This window comes from Neisseria brasiliensis, assembly GCF_009671065.1.
Taxonomy (GTDB): domain Bacteria; phylum Pseudomonadota; class Gammaproteobacteria; order Burkholderiales; family Neisseriaceae; genus Neisseria; species Neisseria brasiliensis.
Map to the genome: position 1 here is coordinate 751,023 of NZ_CP046027.1, position 17,170 is coordinate 768,192.

Consider the following 17,170-nt stretch of genomic DNA (forward strand, 5'->3'; position numbering starts at 1 on the left):
GTCTATGGAAAAAGAAACTGATTTAAGACGTGGTCGGCACGTTGTTTTTAATCTTCATGTACATTTGGTATTTGTCGCAAAATATCGCCGAAAAGTGTTCACAAAAGAAATTTTGGACGATATGCGCGGTATTTTTGAGAGCGTCTGCACCGATTTTGAAGCGCAACTGGTGGAATTTGACGGCGAAGATGACCATGTTCATTTACTTGTGAACTATCCGCCCAAAGTGTCTATTTCAAAACTGGTGAACAGCTTGAAAGGTGTATCTAGCCGCATGATTAGACAGAAAAATTATCCAAGCATCAAACAAAAATTATGGGGCGGTGCGTTGTGGTCGCCGTCTTATTTTGCAGGTAGCTGTGGTGGTGCGCCGATTACGATTATTCGGCAGTATATTGAACAGCAGAAAACGCCTGATTAACTGAATATCAACGGTTTTAGGACTGCTACGCAGTCCGCGCCTTATATCTCCGCCGTGAACGGCGAAGTTTTACGGCGCAGCCTGATAAATTTTTAGTATGCGACGGCGATTTGGAACGCGTCATCGGCTATATCGAATCGCATACGCTTCTGACGCTGTTTTTAAAAGAAAAAGACGTCCGTCTGACCGACAAACGCGTGTTGCGCAAAGCCTTGTTTATCCCCGATACGCTGTCGCTTTTCGATGTTCTGGAAACCTTCAAAACTTCGGGAGAAGACTTTGCCGTGGTGGTCAACGAATATGCGCTGGTAGTCGGCGTGGTCACGCTCAAAGACGTGATGAACATCGTGATGGGAGAATTGGTCAACACCGAAGAAGAACCACAAATCATCCGCCGCACCGAAGACACTTGGCTGGTCGACGGCGCCACACCGCTGGAAGACGTTATGCGTGCGCTGAGCATCGAAGAGTTTCCCAACTCGGAAAACTATGAAACCATCGCCGGCTTTATGATGTATTCGCTGCGAAAAATCCCCAAACGTACGGATTTTCTGATTTACGGCGGCTATAAGTTTGAAATCATCGATACCGAAAATCTGAAAATCGACCAACTTTTGGTATCCAAACAAGACTTATCCGAAATATAAGTGCTTGCAATGAATAAGGCAAAGCAGAGGCCGTCTGAAAATTTTCAGACGGCCTCTGCCATTATCTGCCAATATTATGGCCGGCAAATTTTATTTTGGCTGCTTCAAGATTGAAGGCAGCTCAGCATTTATCTGCCATTGATTGGCGGTTTAATGATGAACCGGTGTCTTCACTTCCGCTTCCGCACCTTCCGGCAAACCGAAAATCTGGCGCAGAATCACTTTGTAAAAAGCAAACGCTTCTTTCGCACCGGCAATGGCTTCGTCTTGCGCTGCTTTATCCAAACCCAAATTGTTCAGATGCTCGACAAAAGCGCGCCAGTGTTTGCCGCGGCCGCTCGGATGTGGCGCCAAATGGCGGGCACCGTGTTCGGCGTCAAACGACAATTTTTGTGCGTCTTTAAACAAAAATGCCGCCCCCAGATTCGAACCTTCGGCGCAATACAGCCAACCGATGGCTTTGTTGCCTTGCGGTTGCGGCAATTCGCCGGCAAACTCGTAAGGCGTATCGTTCAAATCCGCCAAATCCTGCAACACGGCTTCGTGACGCGCCATGTATTCCAACTCGGGAATGGCTTGGTTCAAAGCTTCGTCTTTATAGATAGGATCAACGATTTTATGAAAAACAGATTGCAGTTTCAAAAACTTAGCATAGTTTTCATTATTGATAAACGGCTCAACCGACATCACCAGATTGTCCACGCTGTCGTGGGTGGTTCGGTTTTCCTCTTTCAGCCGCTGGGCAAAAGTTAAGGTTTCAGTAGTCATGATTTTCCTTTTGTTTTCAATTTATTTCAGACGGCCTCCCGATTAAGAGGCCGTCTGAAGACTGCAAAGTAATGCTTTAGAACTTGGCTTCAAGCGACAGCGCATAGCTGCGGCCCGGTGCGGTAAAGCGTTGGATGCCGTTGTGGGTGGCATTATCGACGCGGTTGACCGTACCGAATTCGCGGATGCTGCGCAGGCTGTCCCAAGTGTAATACTGTTTGTCAAACATATTGAACACGCCGCCGCGCAGGGTCACGTTTTTGCCGAAGCGGTAATGACCGATCAAATCCACCAGGAAATAATCTTTGCTGTGGCGGGCATACGGCCAAGGCTTTTTCGTATCCTCATAGCTACGCACCGTGTCGCTTTCTTTTTTGCGCGAAGTATAACTCAAATTGGTTTTCAAACTCCAGCGGTCATCAGGCTGTTTGTAACCCAAACCGACCACGGCTCCCCAAGGCGCCAAGGCATTAATCGGCGTTTTGCTGCCGTCTTCCTGCGTGGCTTTGCCTTTGATGTAGCTGGCGGTGTAGGTCATAAACGTACCACGCGGCAGACCGACGCTGTCCAAATTCCATTGACCGCTCAACTCGACGCCGCTGACAGTCGCCTTGTCGCGGTTGATGTTTTGCCAAGTCGGCGCAAGATAGCCGCGGTCAACCCATTTTTGGTTTTTCTCATCCCAACGTTCGCTTTGTTTCTGACCCAAATACGCGAAATCGATAAAATCTTTATAGCGCGTATGGAAGCCGGAAAGCAACAGATTGCCCCAACCGCCCTGGCCGGCCAAACCGATTTCGTAGTTGTGTGATTTTTCCTCGCGCAGATTTTTGTTGGCTTTCACCGAAAAATCCGGATGCGGGAAAGTAAACCACATTTCATCAGTTGTCGGCGCGCGGAAACCGGTGGCGTATTTGGTCAGCAGCGTCCAGCCCGGCACAAATTTCCAATCGAAGCTCAAGCCGTAGCTCGGCGAATTGAATTTGGCCGTCGCGCCTTCCAAATCTTTTTGGCGCATCGCATTGATGAATTTCTCATTTGAAAGCGTATTGTTGCGCACCCAGTCATAACGCACGCCGGCACCGATACGGAACGCATCGCCCAAGCGGAAGCTGTTGTTCCAGAAGACGTTTTTCTTACGGCTTTCAGCTTCCAGCAAAAACTCTCCGTCACTGCGGTTACTGGTTTCAAATTTCGGATCAAACGCACGCACAAACACGCTGTAATTGTCGTTGGTGTTTTGCGATTTGCTCCAGCCGAAACCGTAGCTCATATCCCAGCCGAAATTCGGCAGCTTGTCAAATGCCCAGCTTTTATCCGCTTTTACACGCCATTGGTTGGTATCCTGATTGATGCGGCGGAACACATAATACAAATCCGAATTCACGCCATTTGTGGCAAAATCAGTCGGAATATCCCAAGTCATCGTGCTCATTTGGATGCTTTGCTTATCGTAGTTGACCGTCAGCTTATCCCAAGGCGCTTTTTCACTGTCAAGCTGGTTGTCGTATTGGAAACCGCGGCGCTTGAGATAAGTCACATCATTGCGTTTTCGCTTTTCCGCACTTGGATTACCCTTCCAGTCGGCAGCCCAAAGATTGGAGAGCTCATCGGTTTTGCGATCCATGCGGTAATCTTCATACAATGCGCTCAAATAGTTGTATTCATTGAAATGATAACCGCCTTTGAGCAGCGTGCTTTTCGATTCGTAATCTTGCGGATCCGATCTGGTACGTACCTTACCGAACGAACCGTAGTTGCTCAAATTATTTGACTGCGGGTTATAAACACCGTCCTTGTTTTTAATTTCAAACGATTCGCCGTTGGTCTTGTTTTTGGTTTCATGACCGTGGCGGCGCGTAAACACAAAGCGCGCATCAAAGCCTTTGAAATAACCGGCCAAATCGGTTGTTCCCAAATATTCGGCATTGCGGCTGGTGTAACCGCCTTTAACCGCGGCATAAAACGGATTGTCGGCATTGACCACATCGCCCGGCGATTTGGTTTTATAATCAATGGCGCCGCCCAATGCGCCGCTGCCTGAAGCCAGCGAATCCGCACCTTTACGGATGGCCACTTCGGAAATATGCTCCAACTCGGCGGCATTGCGGTTGGCATTGTAATTGCCGTATGCACCGTATAATTCTTGGAATGCTTCCGAAGAACGGCTTTCAGCCTGAGCCAAACCGTCGACATTAATCGCCACGCGGTCTTTATCGACGCCGCGGATGGCAAAACCGTTGGTATTGCCGCGACCGCCCTCAACCACACTGACCGCCGGATCATAGCGCACCATATCACGGATATCCTGCACCAGATTCTCGTCCATTTGGCTGCGGCGGGTTTTCACCTCGCCCAATTTCGGCGCCGGAGTGCGACGGCCGTGAACTTCGATTGCGTTTAAATTCACGGCATCGTCGGCTGCATAAACCACCGTCGGAAACGCATTCAACACCAGCAACGATACCACACCCATTTTGAATGGAACTGTCATATAATCCCTTCTTAATAATTAATGTTTTGTTTGTTATTTACCTACAACCGGGCTCAAGTCTTTACTGTCCGTTGTTGTATCAACCTTCGTACGCGAACCGCCGAAAACAGTATCTAAATTTTTATTGTCGAAATTAACTGTGCCACCAATTTCTTTGCCTGCATATTCACGGATTGTGTCACCATAATAACCCTTATAGACCTTACCATAGAAAGCACCGTTTACTTTGCCAGATACCTCACCAGACTTGGCAGTACCATGAAATTTATTACCTTCAACACTTACTTTATCAAAAGTCACACTATCGCCAAAATCACTATTGCCAATAATGGTGCCGCCTAATTCACCGGTATTAAAGTTCACGGTAAGCCGTGACACTTGTTCTTTAGAAGAATCTTTAGGCGTATAAGAAGAGCTGACAATTTCGCCGTTTTTCACACGATAGCCAATAACATCGTAGGTTGCCTCACCTTTAACACCCTTAGCTTTAGCCCCACCTTGCATATAGTCTTTATCAGCTAAAATACCTCCGCTAAACAAACTAACAACGCCATTTTTATCCATCCAAGCACCAAAATAGCTGCTTTTCACATAAGTTGCCGGCTGGTCAACACGCGAGTTCGTGCAGCAGGCAAAAATTTTGCCGCCGTCTTCAGTCGGCTGCATCACTTGCTTGGTCGGATAAGTTTTGCTCGGAGAAGAGTAATCCGGACGCATGGCAGTATTGAATTGATTAAACTGATAGGATTTACCATCAGCAGTGGTATAGACAACCACTTCGTCTGTTTTATCATAATAGCTGTCACTCCGGCTTGACTTGACCTTTTCAGTCACATTGTATTTATGTACCGAGCCACCATTGGTTGCAATAGTTTCAAATTCAGCATCATCTTTGCGAGCTTTGACTTTATCGCTCTTGGTATCCAGGCTTTTCAACACCGGCATTTCCACCAAAACCTTAGGCTCTGAAACACTGCCGCCACCGGCGCAAGCAGACAGCGAAGCGGCTACGGCCAAGGCAATTGCAGGCCGTCTGAAAAATAAAATAGTCATATACTCTCCCGCCCAAACGTATTTCGGGCAACATTTGATTACATGGTTGGCTTTGAAAGTTTCGAATAGAAACTATTTCTATTCACATGTAGCAAATATACCAAAAACCCGTTATAATTGCAAATGATTTTTATAACTTTTTAACACTTGCCCGATGAATATTTCACAAATCCTTGCATTTCCACTACTGGCGGCTACAGCCCATAGCTTTGCGGCCGACCTGCCCGCCGGCGACCGTCGCAGCGAACAAGCGGCGGAATCGGTTCAGCAACACCAATGGCTGGAAACGCTGCAACAAGATTCGGCCGCATCTGCCGCACCCAATGAAGCGGTAAATGTCCGTCAAGTCAATGATGAAGAATTGGCACGCAATCCTGCTTTATTGGAAGAGATGTTGCAACAGGCGGTCAACAGCAACCATCCGCCACTTTTGGAAGCGCTGACCGCCGTTTACCGACGTCAGCCGCAGGCCGACAAAGTTTTGCTGGCCAGAGCTGAAAGCATGGTGGCGCGCAATCAGGGCGATTATCCGCAAGCGCTGGAAACTTATGGCCGTCTGAACCGCCAACATCCGCAAGACGCCCGCATCGCATTGGATTATGCTGCTTTATTGTTTGAAGACAAGCAATGGCAGGAATCCGACCGTCTGTTTGCCCAAACCGCGCAAACCGCAAATCTGCCCGAGGCCGTAGCCGACAATATCCGACGTTATCGGGCGCAAATCGATGAAGCCGATGATTGGCAGCTCAACGGCGGCTTGAGCGTTTCTTACGACCGCAATATCAATAATGCTGCACCGGCTTATTGCACTTATCTGGGCTGCACGACCGAACAGGCTGAAAACGCCACCGGCATCCATTATCATGCCGAATTGGAAAAAAATACGCCGCTCAAAGGCCATCACAACCTGACGTTTCGCAACCGCATCAGCGGCACCAGCTATTATTTGGACAAAAAATCGCAATATGACCATGCATTCGGCCGCAGCTATTTGGGTTGGTACTATCAAAATGCGCGCAGCAGCCTGAGCGTGTTGCCGTTTTATCAGGCGCAGCTGGCCGGCAGCAATGAATTTGCCGACAAACCGACCGACGAACACACTTTGAATATGAATATGTTTGCGCATGCTGTCGGCGTTCAGACGGCATGGAGCCACCGCATCACGCCGCGTCTGCAGGCTTATGCCTCCGGCGAGCTCTACCGCCAAAGCTACCGCCCGCAACAAAAGTCTACTTACTACGACGGCCGCCATGCGCAGCTTTTCGGTTCGCTGGCCTATCAGTTGGGCGCAAACGATTTGGTATTCGCCGGTTACGGCAACGGCACGTTCCGCCCGAAACACACGCAAATCGACGGCCGCACCAACCACACCGCCCACACGCGCCACAGCCTGAGCGCCGGCTGGTTTGCCGCATGGCCGACGCTGGGCGGATTGGCCAGCCGCCTGCGCGCCGGCTATACCGACCGCCGTTACAAAGGCCGTGTCTTCAACACCGATTTCACGCCCGAGCGCCAACGCAATAAAGAAACCTTTTTCAGCGCTTCGCTGGCTCACCCGAAAATCAGCTACCACGGCATCATGCCGCGTCTGACATTCGAACACAGCCGCACCCGCAGCACGCACAAATGGGCCGAACAAAAGCAAAGCCGCCTGTTTGTCGAATTGGAGAAATCGTTCTGAACAATCTAAAGATTTGAATATATAAATCTTGTTCATAAAAAACATGCCGTCTGAAAGTCCAAGCTTTTCAGACGGCATGTTTGCCATTGGCAATACGTCAAATTATTTTGCCATGATCATCGCATCACAACAACGGGCTCATCAGCCGCACAGTGCTTTCTACCAATACCCACCATTTGGAGCGCTGCTGCCAGCCCTTGACCGTAATGCAATGGCTGTCAGCCAGATAGCTTTGTTGCAAGGCATAAATTTTGGCGGTCATTTCCTTATCGTAAATCGCCAAACTGATTTCCAGATTGAGGAAAAAACTGCGCATATCCATATTGACCGTGCCAAACAAGGCGTAATCGTCATCGATGGTCATGGTTTTGGTATGCAGCAGGCCGCCGTCAAACAACGTCAGATTGACGCCGGCGGAAAGCAGCAGCGGATAATATGCGCGCGAGGCGTAACGCACCATCAGCGAATCGACTTTGGCCGGCACAATCAGCGTCACGTCCACACCGCGTTTGGCGGCAACAGTCAATGCCATCAGCAGCGGTTCGTCGGGCACGAAATAAGGTGTGGTAATGGTGATTTGACGCGTGGCTGAATGAATGGCGCTGATGATGGTTTCGTAAATGACATGCTCGCCCTGTTCCGGCACCGAGGGAATCACTTGCGCCACAATATTGCCCTGTTTCATTTTTTCGGGCAGCATTGCCGGAATGCGGTCTTGATGTTCGGTCAGATATTGCTGGATACCTTGCAGGTTTTCATCGTCTTCCACCGCCAGATCGGCAAAAAACACCGCCGACAATTCCAACACCATCGAACCCGTGCAGCGCATCATCACATCCACCCATTCGCCGACGCCCGAATGCCGCTTAAACAGGCGCGGGTCAACCAGATTGAAGCTGCCGGTATAACCGATTTTGCCATCCACCACCATAATTTTGCGGTGATTGCGCAAATCGGTGCGCGTAAACAATGTACGCAGCAGGCCGACGGGAAGCGCTTTGTCGATTTGCACGCCGGCACGGCGCAAACGCTTGTACCACGCGCTTTTAAAAAAACGGCTGCTGCCGACGTCATCTGCGAGAATAGCGCAATCGACCCCGCGCGCGGCTGCCTGTTCCACCGCTTCGAGCAGATGCTCGATACGACCTTTCGGATCGATAAATGTAGAAACTAGTAGCGTTGTTTACAGTATTTCCAGGAGAATACTGAAACATGAACATGCACAAAAACACCCGTCTCACCCCGCACCACCGCCAAGCCATTTGGCTGGCCTACACGCAGGAAAAGGAAAGCGTCACCTCCCTGGCACGCCGCTACCAAGTCAGCCGCGTCACCATTTACCGCGCACTTAAAGCCGCAAGAGGCAGATTGCTCAAACCCCAAACCAGTACCAACAACCGTTTCAAACAGGCAAAGTACGGAATGAAACGCCTGGCCAAGGTAGAACGCGGCATTCAGGAAAAACTCAAAAGGCAGGCCAAACGCTACAATAAATCCTATCCCGGAGAGCTGGTACATCTCGATACCAAACGGCTGCCGCTGCTCAAAGGGCAGAAAGCCACCGATAAGCGGGATTACCTGTTTGTCGCCATTGACGATTTCTCAAGGGAGCTATACGCCGCCATTTTGCCGGACAAAACCGCAGACAGTGCTGCCAAGTTTCTGACCGAACACCTGATTGATCCTTGCCCATACCTGATTGAGTGCGTTTACTCCGACAACGGTACGGAATATAAAGGCTCAGCCAACCATGCTTTCGGTGTAGCCTGTTATGAGAACGGGATTGGTCAAAAGTTTACCCGGGTTGCCCGTCCGCAGACCAACGGTAAGGCGGAACGGGTTATCCGCACCCTGATGGAGATGTGGCATGAGAAACAGTTGTTTGACAGTCCGGAACACCGGCGAAAGGAGTTGTGCCGCTTTGTTAATTTCTATAACACTGTGAAGCCGCACCGCAGTTTGAACGGCGATACGCCGTTTGAGGTCTTGCAGGCTTATTTTTCTCAACTTGTGGTGTAAACAACGCGATGATTTCCTACAAATAAACATCATCTTCGAATGCAATGTTATATAATAACGCCTCATATCAATAAAAAGAGAAACTGAAGATGATGCAAAATTCCTTAAAACCCATTGTTTTTTCACTATTATTAATCGGTTTGAACCATGCTTGGGCAGATGGTGGAAACGATGCTGTCGAATTGGAAACGGTGGACGTGGTTGCCAAAAGCAGGGCGCGGGTGTCGTCGGGACTGACGCACGGTTTGGGCGTGTCCGACAGGATTATCGACGGCAGCGTGTTCAAACAGAAGGCGGTAAACCTGGGCGACGCGCTCAATGGCAATCCGGGCATTCATGCCAATCAATACGGCGGCGGTGCGTCTGCGCCGGTGATACGCGGACAGGGCGGCAGACGGATTAAAGTGCTTCACCATCACGGCGAAACCGGCGATATGGCCGATTTTTCGCCCGACCATGCTTTGACGGTAGATACCGTATTGTCCAAACAGGTAGAAATTCTGCGCGGGCCGGTTACGCTGGCGTACAGCTCGGGCAATGTGGCAGGCCTGGTGGATGTTGCCGACAACAAAATTCCCGAAAAAATGCCCGAAGCCGGCGGTGTGGATGGTGAGTTGACGGCACGTTTCGGCAGCGGCAGTTTGGAAAAACTGTATGCTGGACAGGCAGATATAGGTTTGGGCAAACATATAGTGCTGCACACGGAAGGCTTGTGGCGCAAATCGTCCGACTATGCCGTGCCGCATTATCACGATGCCCGAGGCCGTCTGAAAAGACTGCCCGACAGCCGCGCCGACTCGCAAAGCGGCAGCGTCGGGTTGTCTTGGGTGGGAGAAGGCGGTTTTATCGGCGGCGCGTACAGCATCCGCAAAGACCAATACGGACTGCCGGCACACAGCCACCTCTACGACGACTGCCACGCCGACATCATTTGGCAGAAAAGCCTGATTAACAAACGCTATCTGCAACTTTATCCCCACCTGCTGACCGAAGAAGATGTCGATTACGACAATCCCGGCTTGAGCTGCGGTGTTCACGAAGAGGGCGACGGCCATGCGCACACCCACAACGGCAGACCTTGGATAGACCTGAAAAGCAGACGCTACGACATCCGTGCCGAACTGAAACAGCCCCTGCCCGGTTTCGACACCCTGCGACTGAACATCGGCCACACCGACTACCGCCATCAAGAAAAAAGCGGCGATACCGCAGAAAACTTCTTCAACAACCAAACATCCAACATCCGCCTTGAATTGCGCCACCGCCCGACAGGCCGTCTGAAAGGCAGTTGGGGCATACAATACCTGACCCAGAAAAGCAGTGCCTTGTCCGCCGTCCCCGAAAGCCTGCGCCAGCCCATGCTGATCGACAACCAAACCAAACGTTACAGCCTCTTCGGCATCGAACAGCTCGACTGGGACGACTTCCAACTTGAAGCCGGGATGCGGGTAGAAAAGCAAAAAGCCGCCATCCGTTACGATTTGGATTTGATCGAACGGGAAAACTACTTCAACCAACCGCTTCCCGACTTAGGCGCGCACCGCCAAACCGCACGCTCGTTTGCCCTTGCCGGCAACTGGCATTTCGCCCCCGGCCACAAATTCAGCCTGACCGCCTCCCACCAAGAACGCCTGCCGTCCACGCAGGAACTTTACGCACACGGCAAACACGTCGCCACCAACACCTTTGAAGTCGGCAACAAACACCTGCAGAAAGAGCGTTCCAACAACCTCGAGCTGGGATGGGGCTATGAAGGCAGCCGCTGGCAATACAACATCAGCCTCTACCGCAACCGCTTCCAAAACTACATCTACGCCCAAACCCTCAACGACGGCCGCGGCCCCAAATCCATAGAAGACGACAGCGAGATGAAACTCATCCGCTACAACCAGTCGGGTGCAGACTTTTACGGCGCAGAAGGCGAAATCCACTACCAAGCCCATCCCCGTTTGCGCATCGGACTGTCGGGCGACTACGTCAAAGGCCGTCTGAAAAAACTGCCCACACTGCCCGGCAGGGAAGACGCATACGGCAAAAGAGGCCACATCGTCCAAGCCGACCAAAACGCCCCACGTGTCCCGGCCGCCAGAGTCGGCGTACATTTCCGGTTCCAACCCACAGAACAATTGAATGCCACACTGGACTACTACCGCCTGTTCACCCAAAACCGAACCGCCCGTTACGAAACCCCCACCCCCGGCCACCACATGCTCAACGCCGCCGTCCATTACCGAAAACCGGCACGACACGGCGAATGGTACGGCTTCATCCGCGCCGACAACCTGCTGAACCAATCCGCTTACGCCCACAGCAGCTTTTTGTCCCACACGCCGCAAATGGGACGCAGCATCAGCATAGGCGCAGGTTGGAAGTTTTAAACGGAACTTACATTCGCCTAATAAGTGCAATTTCCAATAACAGAAAAGGCCAGTATGCGGTAGTATACTGCCTTTCCTGACAAGAAAGATTGCAATATGGCCTACACACAACTGACCTCACACCAAAGATACTACATTTCCAGACATTACCGCAACCTACCCCTAAACCAAATCGCACAGAACATCGGTTGTCATCCCGCCACCGTCAGTCGGGAAATCAGACGGCATTCCGTCAACGGAACCTACTGTTACCGAAAAGCACAACAGCAAAGCGAAGTTAAAAAGAAAAACAAAAAGCCAACCAAACTGACTACTGCCGTCAAACAGACTGTTAACAAACTGATTACCCAAAAATACAGCCCCGAACAAGTCTGCGGCTACCTGCTGAAACATCAACACATCAAACTGCACCACAGCACCCTTTACCGCTATCTCGCCAAAGACCGTCAAAACGGCGGCGACCTGTACACCCATCTGCGTATCGTTTCCAAACCCTACCGCAGAAAATACGGCAGCGGTGCATGGACAAAAGGCAGCGTACCGGACAGAACCGACATTGAACACAGACCTGCCATTGTCGATCAAAAAGAGCGGGTCGGCGATTTCGAGATGGACACCATTGTCGGTAAAGATCAAAAAAGCGGACTGGTGGTTGCTGTTGAAAGAAAAACCAAATTTGTCGTTATCCGCAAAATCAGCAATTTCAAAGCAGAAGATGTAGCCCGGGTAGTGATTCGGGCATTGAAGCCGTTTAAAGATATCATTCAAACGATTACTTTGGATAACGGTAAAGAGTTTTACCGACATAAAACCTTTGCCAAAGCCCTGGGTGCGGAAACTTACTTCTGCCGTCCATACCATTCTTGGGAAAAAGGCTTGGTGGAGAATACCAACGGGCTGATCAGACAATACTTCCCAAAGGGGACGGATTTTAGGAAACTGGGTGCTAAAAAGATTAAAGCGGTTGAGGAGGCCCTTAACCGCCGACCGAGAAAGACATTGGACTATGAGACACCGGGTGATCTGTTTTCAGCAGCCCTTGCCAATGGCATTTGAGCGTTGCACTTGAAATGCGAATGTAAGGCCGTCTGAAAAATCGGCATGTTGGGATGAATCATTTTCATACAAAATATAAGGCCGTCTGAAAGTATATATCTTCAGACGGCCTTGTTTCACCCAAGCTTAACCGGTATTACGCAAACCTTGCGCCACGCCGTTGATGGTCAAATGCACCATCAACAACGCATGGCGGTTGTTCGGGTCTTGACGCAAACGTTTGAGCATCGCCACTTGCAAGCCGTTCAAGGCATTCAGATACGGAATGCGCAAGGCCAGCGAGCGCGCCAAGCTGCGGTTGTCGCTCAACAGCTCGGTGGTTTGCAGAATATCCAGCAGGGCTTTGCGGCTGCGCAGGTATTCGGCTTTAATCATTTGGAAAATGGCCGCGGCTTTTTCCGGCGTTTCGCTCAATTCGGCATAGTCTTCCGCCAAGGTAATGTCGGTTTTGGCCATCACCTGCTCCATGTTCGATAGCATGGCTTGGAAGAACGGATTGTGTTTGGCGTGATTTTGCATTACCGCCATGCTCGACGGATCTTGCTGACACAAAGTCTCTACCGCGCTGCCGAAGCCATACCAAGCCGGCAGCATCAGGCGGTTTTGCATCCATGAGAACACCCATGGAATCGCGCGCAAGTCTTGAATCCGCGCCAAGGTTTTGCGGCTGGCCGGGCGGCTGCCCAAGTTCAGCGTGGCAATTTCCTGAATCGGGCTGGTTTGCAGGAAGTAATCGATGAAATCTTCGTGCGTAATCAGCTCGCGGTAATATTTGAAGGAAATGTCCGACAAGGCTTGCATGAGTTTCGGATCCGGGTCTTTGCGGTCGGGCAGCAAAGTCGCTTCCAAAGTAGCCGCCACCAAGGTTTCTAGATTACGGCGAGCATTGCTTGGGTCGGCATATTTGGCAGTAATCACTTCGCCCTGCTCGGTAATGCGGATTTGACCGGCCACCGAACCGGCAGGCTGCGCCAAAATCGCTTGGTAAGAAGGGCCACCGCCGCGGCCGACGCTGCCGCCACGACCGTGGAACAGGCGCATGCGTACATCGTATTTCTTAAACAAATCCACCAAGCCCAATTCGGCTTGATACAGACACCATGAGCTGGTCACATAGCCGCCGTCTTTGTTGGAATCGGAATAGCCCAACATGATTTCTTGAATATTGTCGCGGCTCATCACCAATTCGCGATACCATTCCAAACCGAACATTCTGTCCATTACCGGACAGGCGTTTTCCAAGGCTTCGATGGTTTCGAACAGCGGCACGATGTTCATGCGGCTTTTCGGTTTGCCGTTTTCAATCAGCAACAAGCCGCATTCTTGCAGCAACAAGGCCAAGGCCAGCAAATCGCTCGGCTGCTCGCAGTTGGAAATGATGCTTTGGGTAATCGCCTGCTCGCCAAATTCGTCTTTGATTTTGCGCGCTTCGGAGAAAATCGCCAATTCGCGGCGGGCATGTTCGCTGTACGTCACAAACGGGCTGTACAACGGACGTTGGTGTTGCAATTCGCGCAGCAACACGGTTTGCTTTTCTTCTTCCGATAAATTCGCATAATCTTCCAAACCGGCATGCTGGAACAATTCCGCCACCACATCGCCATGTTTTTCAGCGTGTTGGCGCAAATCCAACGGCATCATATTGAAGCCGCATACCGATGCGAGGCGGATTAAATCGGCCAAGCGGCCTTCGGCCATCAAGGCACTGCCGTTGTCGCGCAACGAGCGTTGCAGCTTTTGCAAATCGGCAATAAATTCCTGCACGTTGGCATACGGTTCGCCAAAACCAAAATGGCAGCCCATGCCCAAACCCAATGAGCGAGCCTTACCCATCACGCGTGCCATGATGTAGGCAATCGCGCGGCGGTAAGGTTCTTCCAAACGGGCGATTTCTTCATCTGGCGATTCATCCGACATCGCCATCACATCATCATTCACTTTTACGCGGCGTGTAGACAACGGCAGCTCGTGATACAACCCATCCAATTCGCCGCGATAGCAACGGAACACCGCATCGGCATGACGGGTAAACGCGTGGCGCAGGGTCTCGGCAGTCACAAACGGATTACCGTCGCGGTCGCCGCCAATCCAGCCGCCGATTTTCAGAATATCCGGCACTTCCACATCAGGATAGGCCGTCTGAAAATCACGTTCCATGCCGCGGTAGAGTTTCGGCAGTGCTTCAAAAAAGCTCATCGGGAAAATGTTGACGCCGTTGTTGATTTCGTCGTTGACGCTCAATTTGTATTGGCGCGTTTCGCTGGTTTGCCACAAGCCCAGCAAGATGGTTTCGATGTCGCGGCGCAAGTCGGCCAACGATTCGGCATTGGTGCAACGCTCACGCTGCGGCAATAATGCGCGGATGCGGCGGTTGAAACGCAATACCGATTGGCGTTGCACTTCGGTCGGGTGCGCGGTCAAGACGGCGGTGACATTGGTTGCATTTAATTGTTGTTGCACCGTTTTGCCGTCAACCTTATTGGCACGCAGTTTGCGCACGGTTTCGGCCAAGCTGCCGTCGGCGGTGTTGTGGCCGGCATCTTCATGCACTTGACGGCGGCGCTCGTGGTGGACGTCTTCGGCAATGTTCAAAATTTGGGCGAATAAACCGCAAGCCAAGGTCAAATCGTGTGCCTGCTGCTCATCAAGCTGCGGCAAAACCTTCTCAATCAGCGCGCCGGTATCGTCAGATGTGGATAACTGCTTCACAATTTCCACCACCAATGGCGATGCTTCTTGGTGCAACAAGTTAAACAAGCATTGTTTCAAAAACTCGGCATCAGCGGCCAGCGCCGCGTCTTTCGGGTTATTCAGAATATGGAGCTGCATATTTTTCTCTCTTATTTCAAGCTTAGACGATTCCATTGTATAGCAGGATTAGGAAAACCGCTACAATGATAATAATGCCGCTTATCTCAAGCCATGCGCCTGTTTCTTTTCGCATAAGGCGATTTTTATTTCATTATTAATATCGCGATAGAATGCAGATTTTCAGATGGCCTCATGATTACCCAATCCGCGTAAACCCTATTCCCTAAACCAAAAATAGCTTAAAATGCCATCATTCACGCATTGATAAACAAAACCGGCTTTGGCCGACACATTTCAGGAAACGACAATGTTAGACTTGACCCACTTAAACGAAAACAACGAAGCCCACATGGTGGATATTTCCGGCAAGGCTTCCACCGCCCGCACCGCCCGTGCCAGCGGCGTGATTAATATGAGTCCGCAAGCCATCGGTATCTTGGCCGACAATGCCGCGCAAAAAGGCGATGTTTTGGGCGTGGCGCGTGTAGCCGCGATTCAGGCCACCAAGCAAACCGGCTTTTTGATTCCGTTGTGCCACCCGATTTCACTGACCCATGTGCGCGTGGATTTTAATGTCGATGTCGAACTGGCACGCGTCAAAGCCACCGTTACCGCCACCACCGAAGGCCAAACCGGCGTGGAAATGGAAGCGCTCACCGGTGTCAACATCGCGCTTTTGACCATTTACGACATGATGAAAGCCGTCGATAAAAGCATGACCATCACCCAAATCCATTTGGAAGAAAAAACCGGCGGCAAAAGCGGCAACTTCCTGTTTAACAACGATTTTGAAAATATCGACTACTAAACAGCGATAAAATTACCGTTTTCCTATTCCACCAAGTCTGCACGATTGCTTTATAATCGGCGCAGGCTTTTTATTTAAAAAGGCCGTCTGAAACATTTCAGACGGCCTCAAACGATACCATGAATGATGCCCAACTCTTACGCTTCAGCCGCCATATTCTGCTAGACGAAATCGGCATTGAAGGCCAAGAAAAATTATTGCAATCCCACGCCGTGGTGGTCGGCTGCGGCGGACTTGGTGCCGCCGCGCTGCCTTATCTCGCCGCCGCCGGCATCGGCCGCCTGACCATCGCCGACTTCGACACCATCGACGACAGCAACCTGCAACGCCAAATCATGTTCACTGAAGCCGACATCGACCGCAGCAAAGCCGAAGTGATGGCAGGCCGTCTGAACGCGATTAACAGCGCGGTTGACATTAACATCATCACCGAAGCGCTCGATGAAACACGCTTAACCGAATTATTGCAACACGCCGACATCGTCTTGGATTGCTGCGACAATTTCGCCACGCGCCAAGCCGTCAACCGCGCCAGCGTCGCCACGCGCACGCCATTGGTTTCCGGCGCGGCGGTGCGCTTTGAAGGCCAGCTTGCCGTGTATCGCCCCGATTTGGCTGATTCGCCCTGCTACGCCTGCCTGTTTGACGGCAATTCCGCCAGCGACGGCGCTTGCGCTTTATTTGGCGTGTTCTCGCCTTTGGTCGGCATCATCGGCACCTGCCAAGCCGCCGAAGCCTTGAAAATCCTGATGGGCAGTGGCACCGCTCAACACGGCTGCCTGCGTGTGTATGATGGTTTATCGGGCGATTGGCAGAAATTTGAATTCGAAAAAAATCCTGATTGCCGTGTGTGTGGAAAACATTGATGCAAATATAAAAAGGCCGAGCCCTTTGCAAAACTCGTAATTTTTTAGAAATCTTTAAACCGTCATTCCCGCGTAGGCGGGAATCCAGACCTATCAGCTTCAGTAATATTTAACTATTTCAGTAATTTGTCATTCTGGATTCCCGCCTACGCGGGAATGACGGACATA

The 17,170-nt window shown here is 50.9% G+C and carries 11 protein-coding genes and 2 pseudogenes; 8 read left to right on the forward strand and 5 right to left on the reverse strand.

Annotated features, from left to right (window positions below; genetic code table 11):
- Nucleotides 1–4: 4 nt before the first annotated feature.
- Nucleotides 5–421, forward strand: a complete 417-nt coding sequence (gene tnpA, locus GJV52_RS03830) for an IS200/IS605 family transposase (protein ID WP_095503171.1) — start codon at nucleotides 5–7, stop codon at nucleotides 419–421.
- Nucleotides 422–504: 83 nt separating this feature from the next.
- Nucleotides 505–1,068 (forward strand): annotated as a pseudogene (locus GJV52_RS03835) (transporter associated domain-containing protein); the annotation flags it as partial.
- A gap of 150 nt (nucleotides 1,069–1,218) precedes the next feature.
- Here GJV52_RS03835 and GJV52_RS03840 read toward each other — a convergent pair.
- The 3 genes from GJV52_RS03840 to GJV52_RS03850 form a co-directional block, all read right to left on the reverse strand.
- On the reverse strand, nucleotides 1,219–1,836 hold the full coding sequence (locus tag GJV52_RS03840) for a biliverdin-producing heme oxygenase (RefSeq protein ID WP_095502289.1): 618 nt from the start codon (nucleotides 1,834–1,836) through the stop codon (nucleotides 1,219–1,221).
- 76 nt (nucleotides 1,837–1,912) lie between these two features.
- A complete protein-coding gene (locus GJV52_RS03845) occupies nucleotides 1,913–4,330 on the reverse strand; it encodes a TonB-dependent hemoglobin/transferrin/lactoferrin family receptor (RefSeq protein ID WP_100564525.1) in 2,418 nt (805 codons plus the stop codon).
- A gap of 33 nt (nucleotides 4,331–4,363) precedes the next feature.
- Entirely contained in the window at nucleotides 4,364–5,383 is a 1,020-nt protein-coding gene (locus GJV52_RS03850) for a transferrin-binding protein-like solute binding protein (RefSeq protein ID WP_100564527.1), read from the reverse strand.
- Nucleotides 5,384–5,537: 154 nt separating this feature from the next.
- Here GJV52_RS03850 and GJV52_RS03855 point away from each other — a divergent pair, with 154 nt between their 5' ends.
- Nucleotides 5,538–7,064, forward strand: a complete 1,527-nt coding sequence (locus GJV52_RS03855; RefSeq protein ID WP_100564529.1) for a surface lipoprotein assembly modifier — start codon at nucleotides 5,538–5,540, stop codon at nucleotides 7,062–7,064.
- Nucleotides 7,065–7,188: 124 nt separating this feature from the next.
- Here the strand turns inward: GJV52_RS03855 and cls are convergent.
- A pseudogene (cls, locus tag GJV52_RS03860) lies at nucleotides 7,189–8,223 on the reverse strand (cardiolipin synthase); the annotation flags it as partial.
- Nucleotides 8,224–8,276: 53 nt separating this feature from the next.
- Between cls and GJV52_RS03865 the strand changes: the two are divergent.
- From GJV52_RS03865 to GJV52_RS03875, 3 genes are all read left to right on the forward strand, one after another.
- Nucleotides 8,277–9,083 (forward strand): integrase core domain-containing protein, encoded by an 807-nt coding sequence (locus tag GJV52_RS03865; protein WP_154212858.1) that lies wholly within the window; start codon nucleotides 8,277–8,279, stop codon nucleotides 9,081–9,083.
- 89 nt (nucleotides 9,084–9,172) lie between these two features.
- Nucleotides 9,173–11,461, forward strand: a complete 2,289-nt coding sequence (locus GJV52_RS03870; protein ID WP_100564624.1) for a TonB-dependent receptor — start codon at nucleotides 9,173–9,175, stop codon at nucleotides 11,459–11,461.
- 96 nt (nucleotides 11,462–11,557) lie between these two features.
- Nucleotides 11,558–12,517, forward strand: coding sequence for an IS30 family transposase (locus GJV52_RS03875; protein WP_154143172.1), 960 nt, complete (start codon nucleotides 11,558–11,560; stop codon nucleotides 12,515–12,517).
- Nucleotides 12,518–12,643: 126 nt separating this feature from the next.
- On the opposite strand, the gene ppc is transcribed toward GJV52_RS03875, so the two are convergent.
- Entirely contained in the window at nucleotides 12,644–15,346 is a 2,703-nt protein-coding gene (ppc, locus tag GJV52_RS03880) for a phosphoenolpyruvate carboxylase (protein ID WP_100564294.1), read from the reverse strand.
- Between the two features lie 289 nt (nucleotides 15,347–15,635).
- Between ppc and moaC the strand changes: the two genes are divergently transcribed.
- Nucleotides 15,636–16,136: a cyclic pyranopterin monophosphate synthase MoaC gene (gene moaC / locus GJV52_RS03885; protein ID WP_095502437.1), complete on the forward strand. Its 501-nt coding sequence runs from the start codon at nucleotides 15,636–15,638 to the stop codon at nucleotides 16,134–16,136.
- 119 nt (nucleotides 16,137–16,255) lie between these two features.
- Nucleotides 16,256–17,002: a HesA/MoeB/ThiF family protein gene (locus GJV52_RS03890; RefSeq protein WP_100564296.1), complete on the forward strand. Its 747-nt coding sequence runs from the start codon at nucleotides 16,256–16,258 to the stop codon at nucleotides 17,000–17,002.
- Nucleotides 17,003–17,170: the final 168 nt, after the last annotated feature.

Coding starts and splice junctions, on each gene's coding strand:
- tnpA (WP_095503171.1), top strand. CDS start 5: ATGGAAAAAGAAACTGATTTAAGACGTGGTCGGCACGTTGTTTTTAAT.
- GJV52_RS03840 (WP_095502289.1), bottom strand. CDS start 1,836: ATGACTACTGAAACCTTAACTTTTGCCCAGCGGCTGAAAGAGGAAAAC.
- GJV52_RS03845 (WP_100564525.1), bottom strand. CDS start 4,330: ATGACAGTTCCATTCAAAATGGGTGTGGTATCGTTGCTGGTGTTGAAT.
- GJV52_RS03850 (WP_100564527.1), bottom strand. CDS start 5,383: ATGACTATTTTATTTTTCAGACGGCCTGCAATTGCCTTGGCCGTAGCC.
- GJV52_RS03855 (WP_100564529.1), top strand. CDS start 5,538: ATGAATATTTCACAAATCCTTGCATTTCCACTACTGGCGGCTACAGCC.
- GJV52_RS03865 (WP_154212858.1), top strand. CDS start 8,277: ATGAACATGCACAAAAACACCCGTCTCACCCCGCACCACCGCCAAGCC.
- GJV52_RS03870 (WP_100564624.1), top strand. CDS start 9,173: ATGATGCAAAATTCCTTAAAACCCATTGTTTTTTCACTATTATTAATC.
- GJV52_RS03875 (WP_154143172.1), top strand. CDS start 11,558: ATGGCCTACACACAACTGACCTCACACCAAAGATACTACATTTCCAGA.
- ppc (WP_100564294.1), bottom strand. CDS start 15,346: ATGCAGCTCCATATTCTGAATAACCCGAAAGACGCGGCGCTGGCCGCT.
- moaC (WP_095502437.1), top strand. CDS start 15,636: ATGTTAGACTTGACCCACTTAAACGAAAACAACGAAGCCCACATGGTG.
- GJV52_RS03890 (WP_100564296.1), top strand. CDS start 16,256: ATGAATGATGCCCAACTCTTACGCTTCAGCCGCCATATTCTGCTAGAC.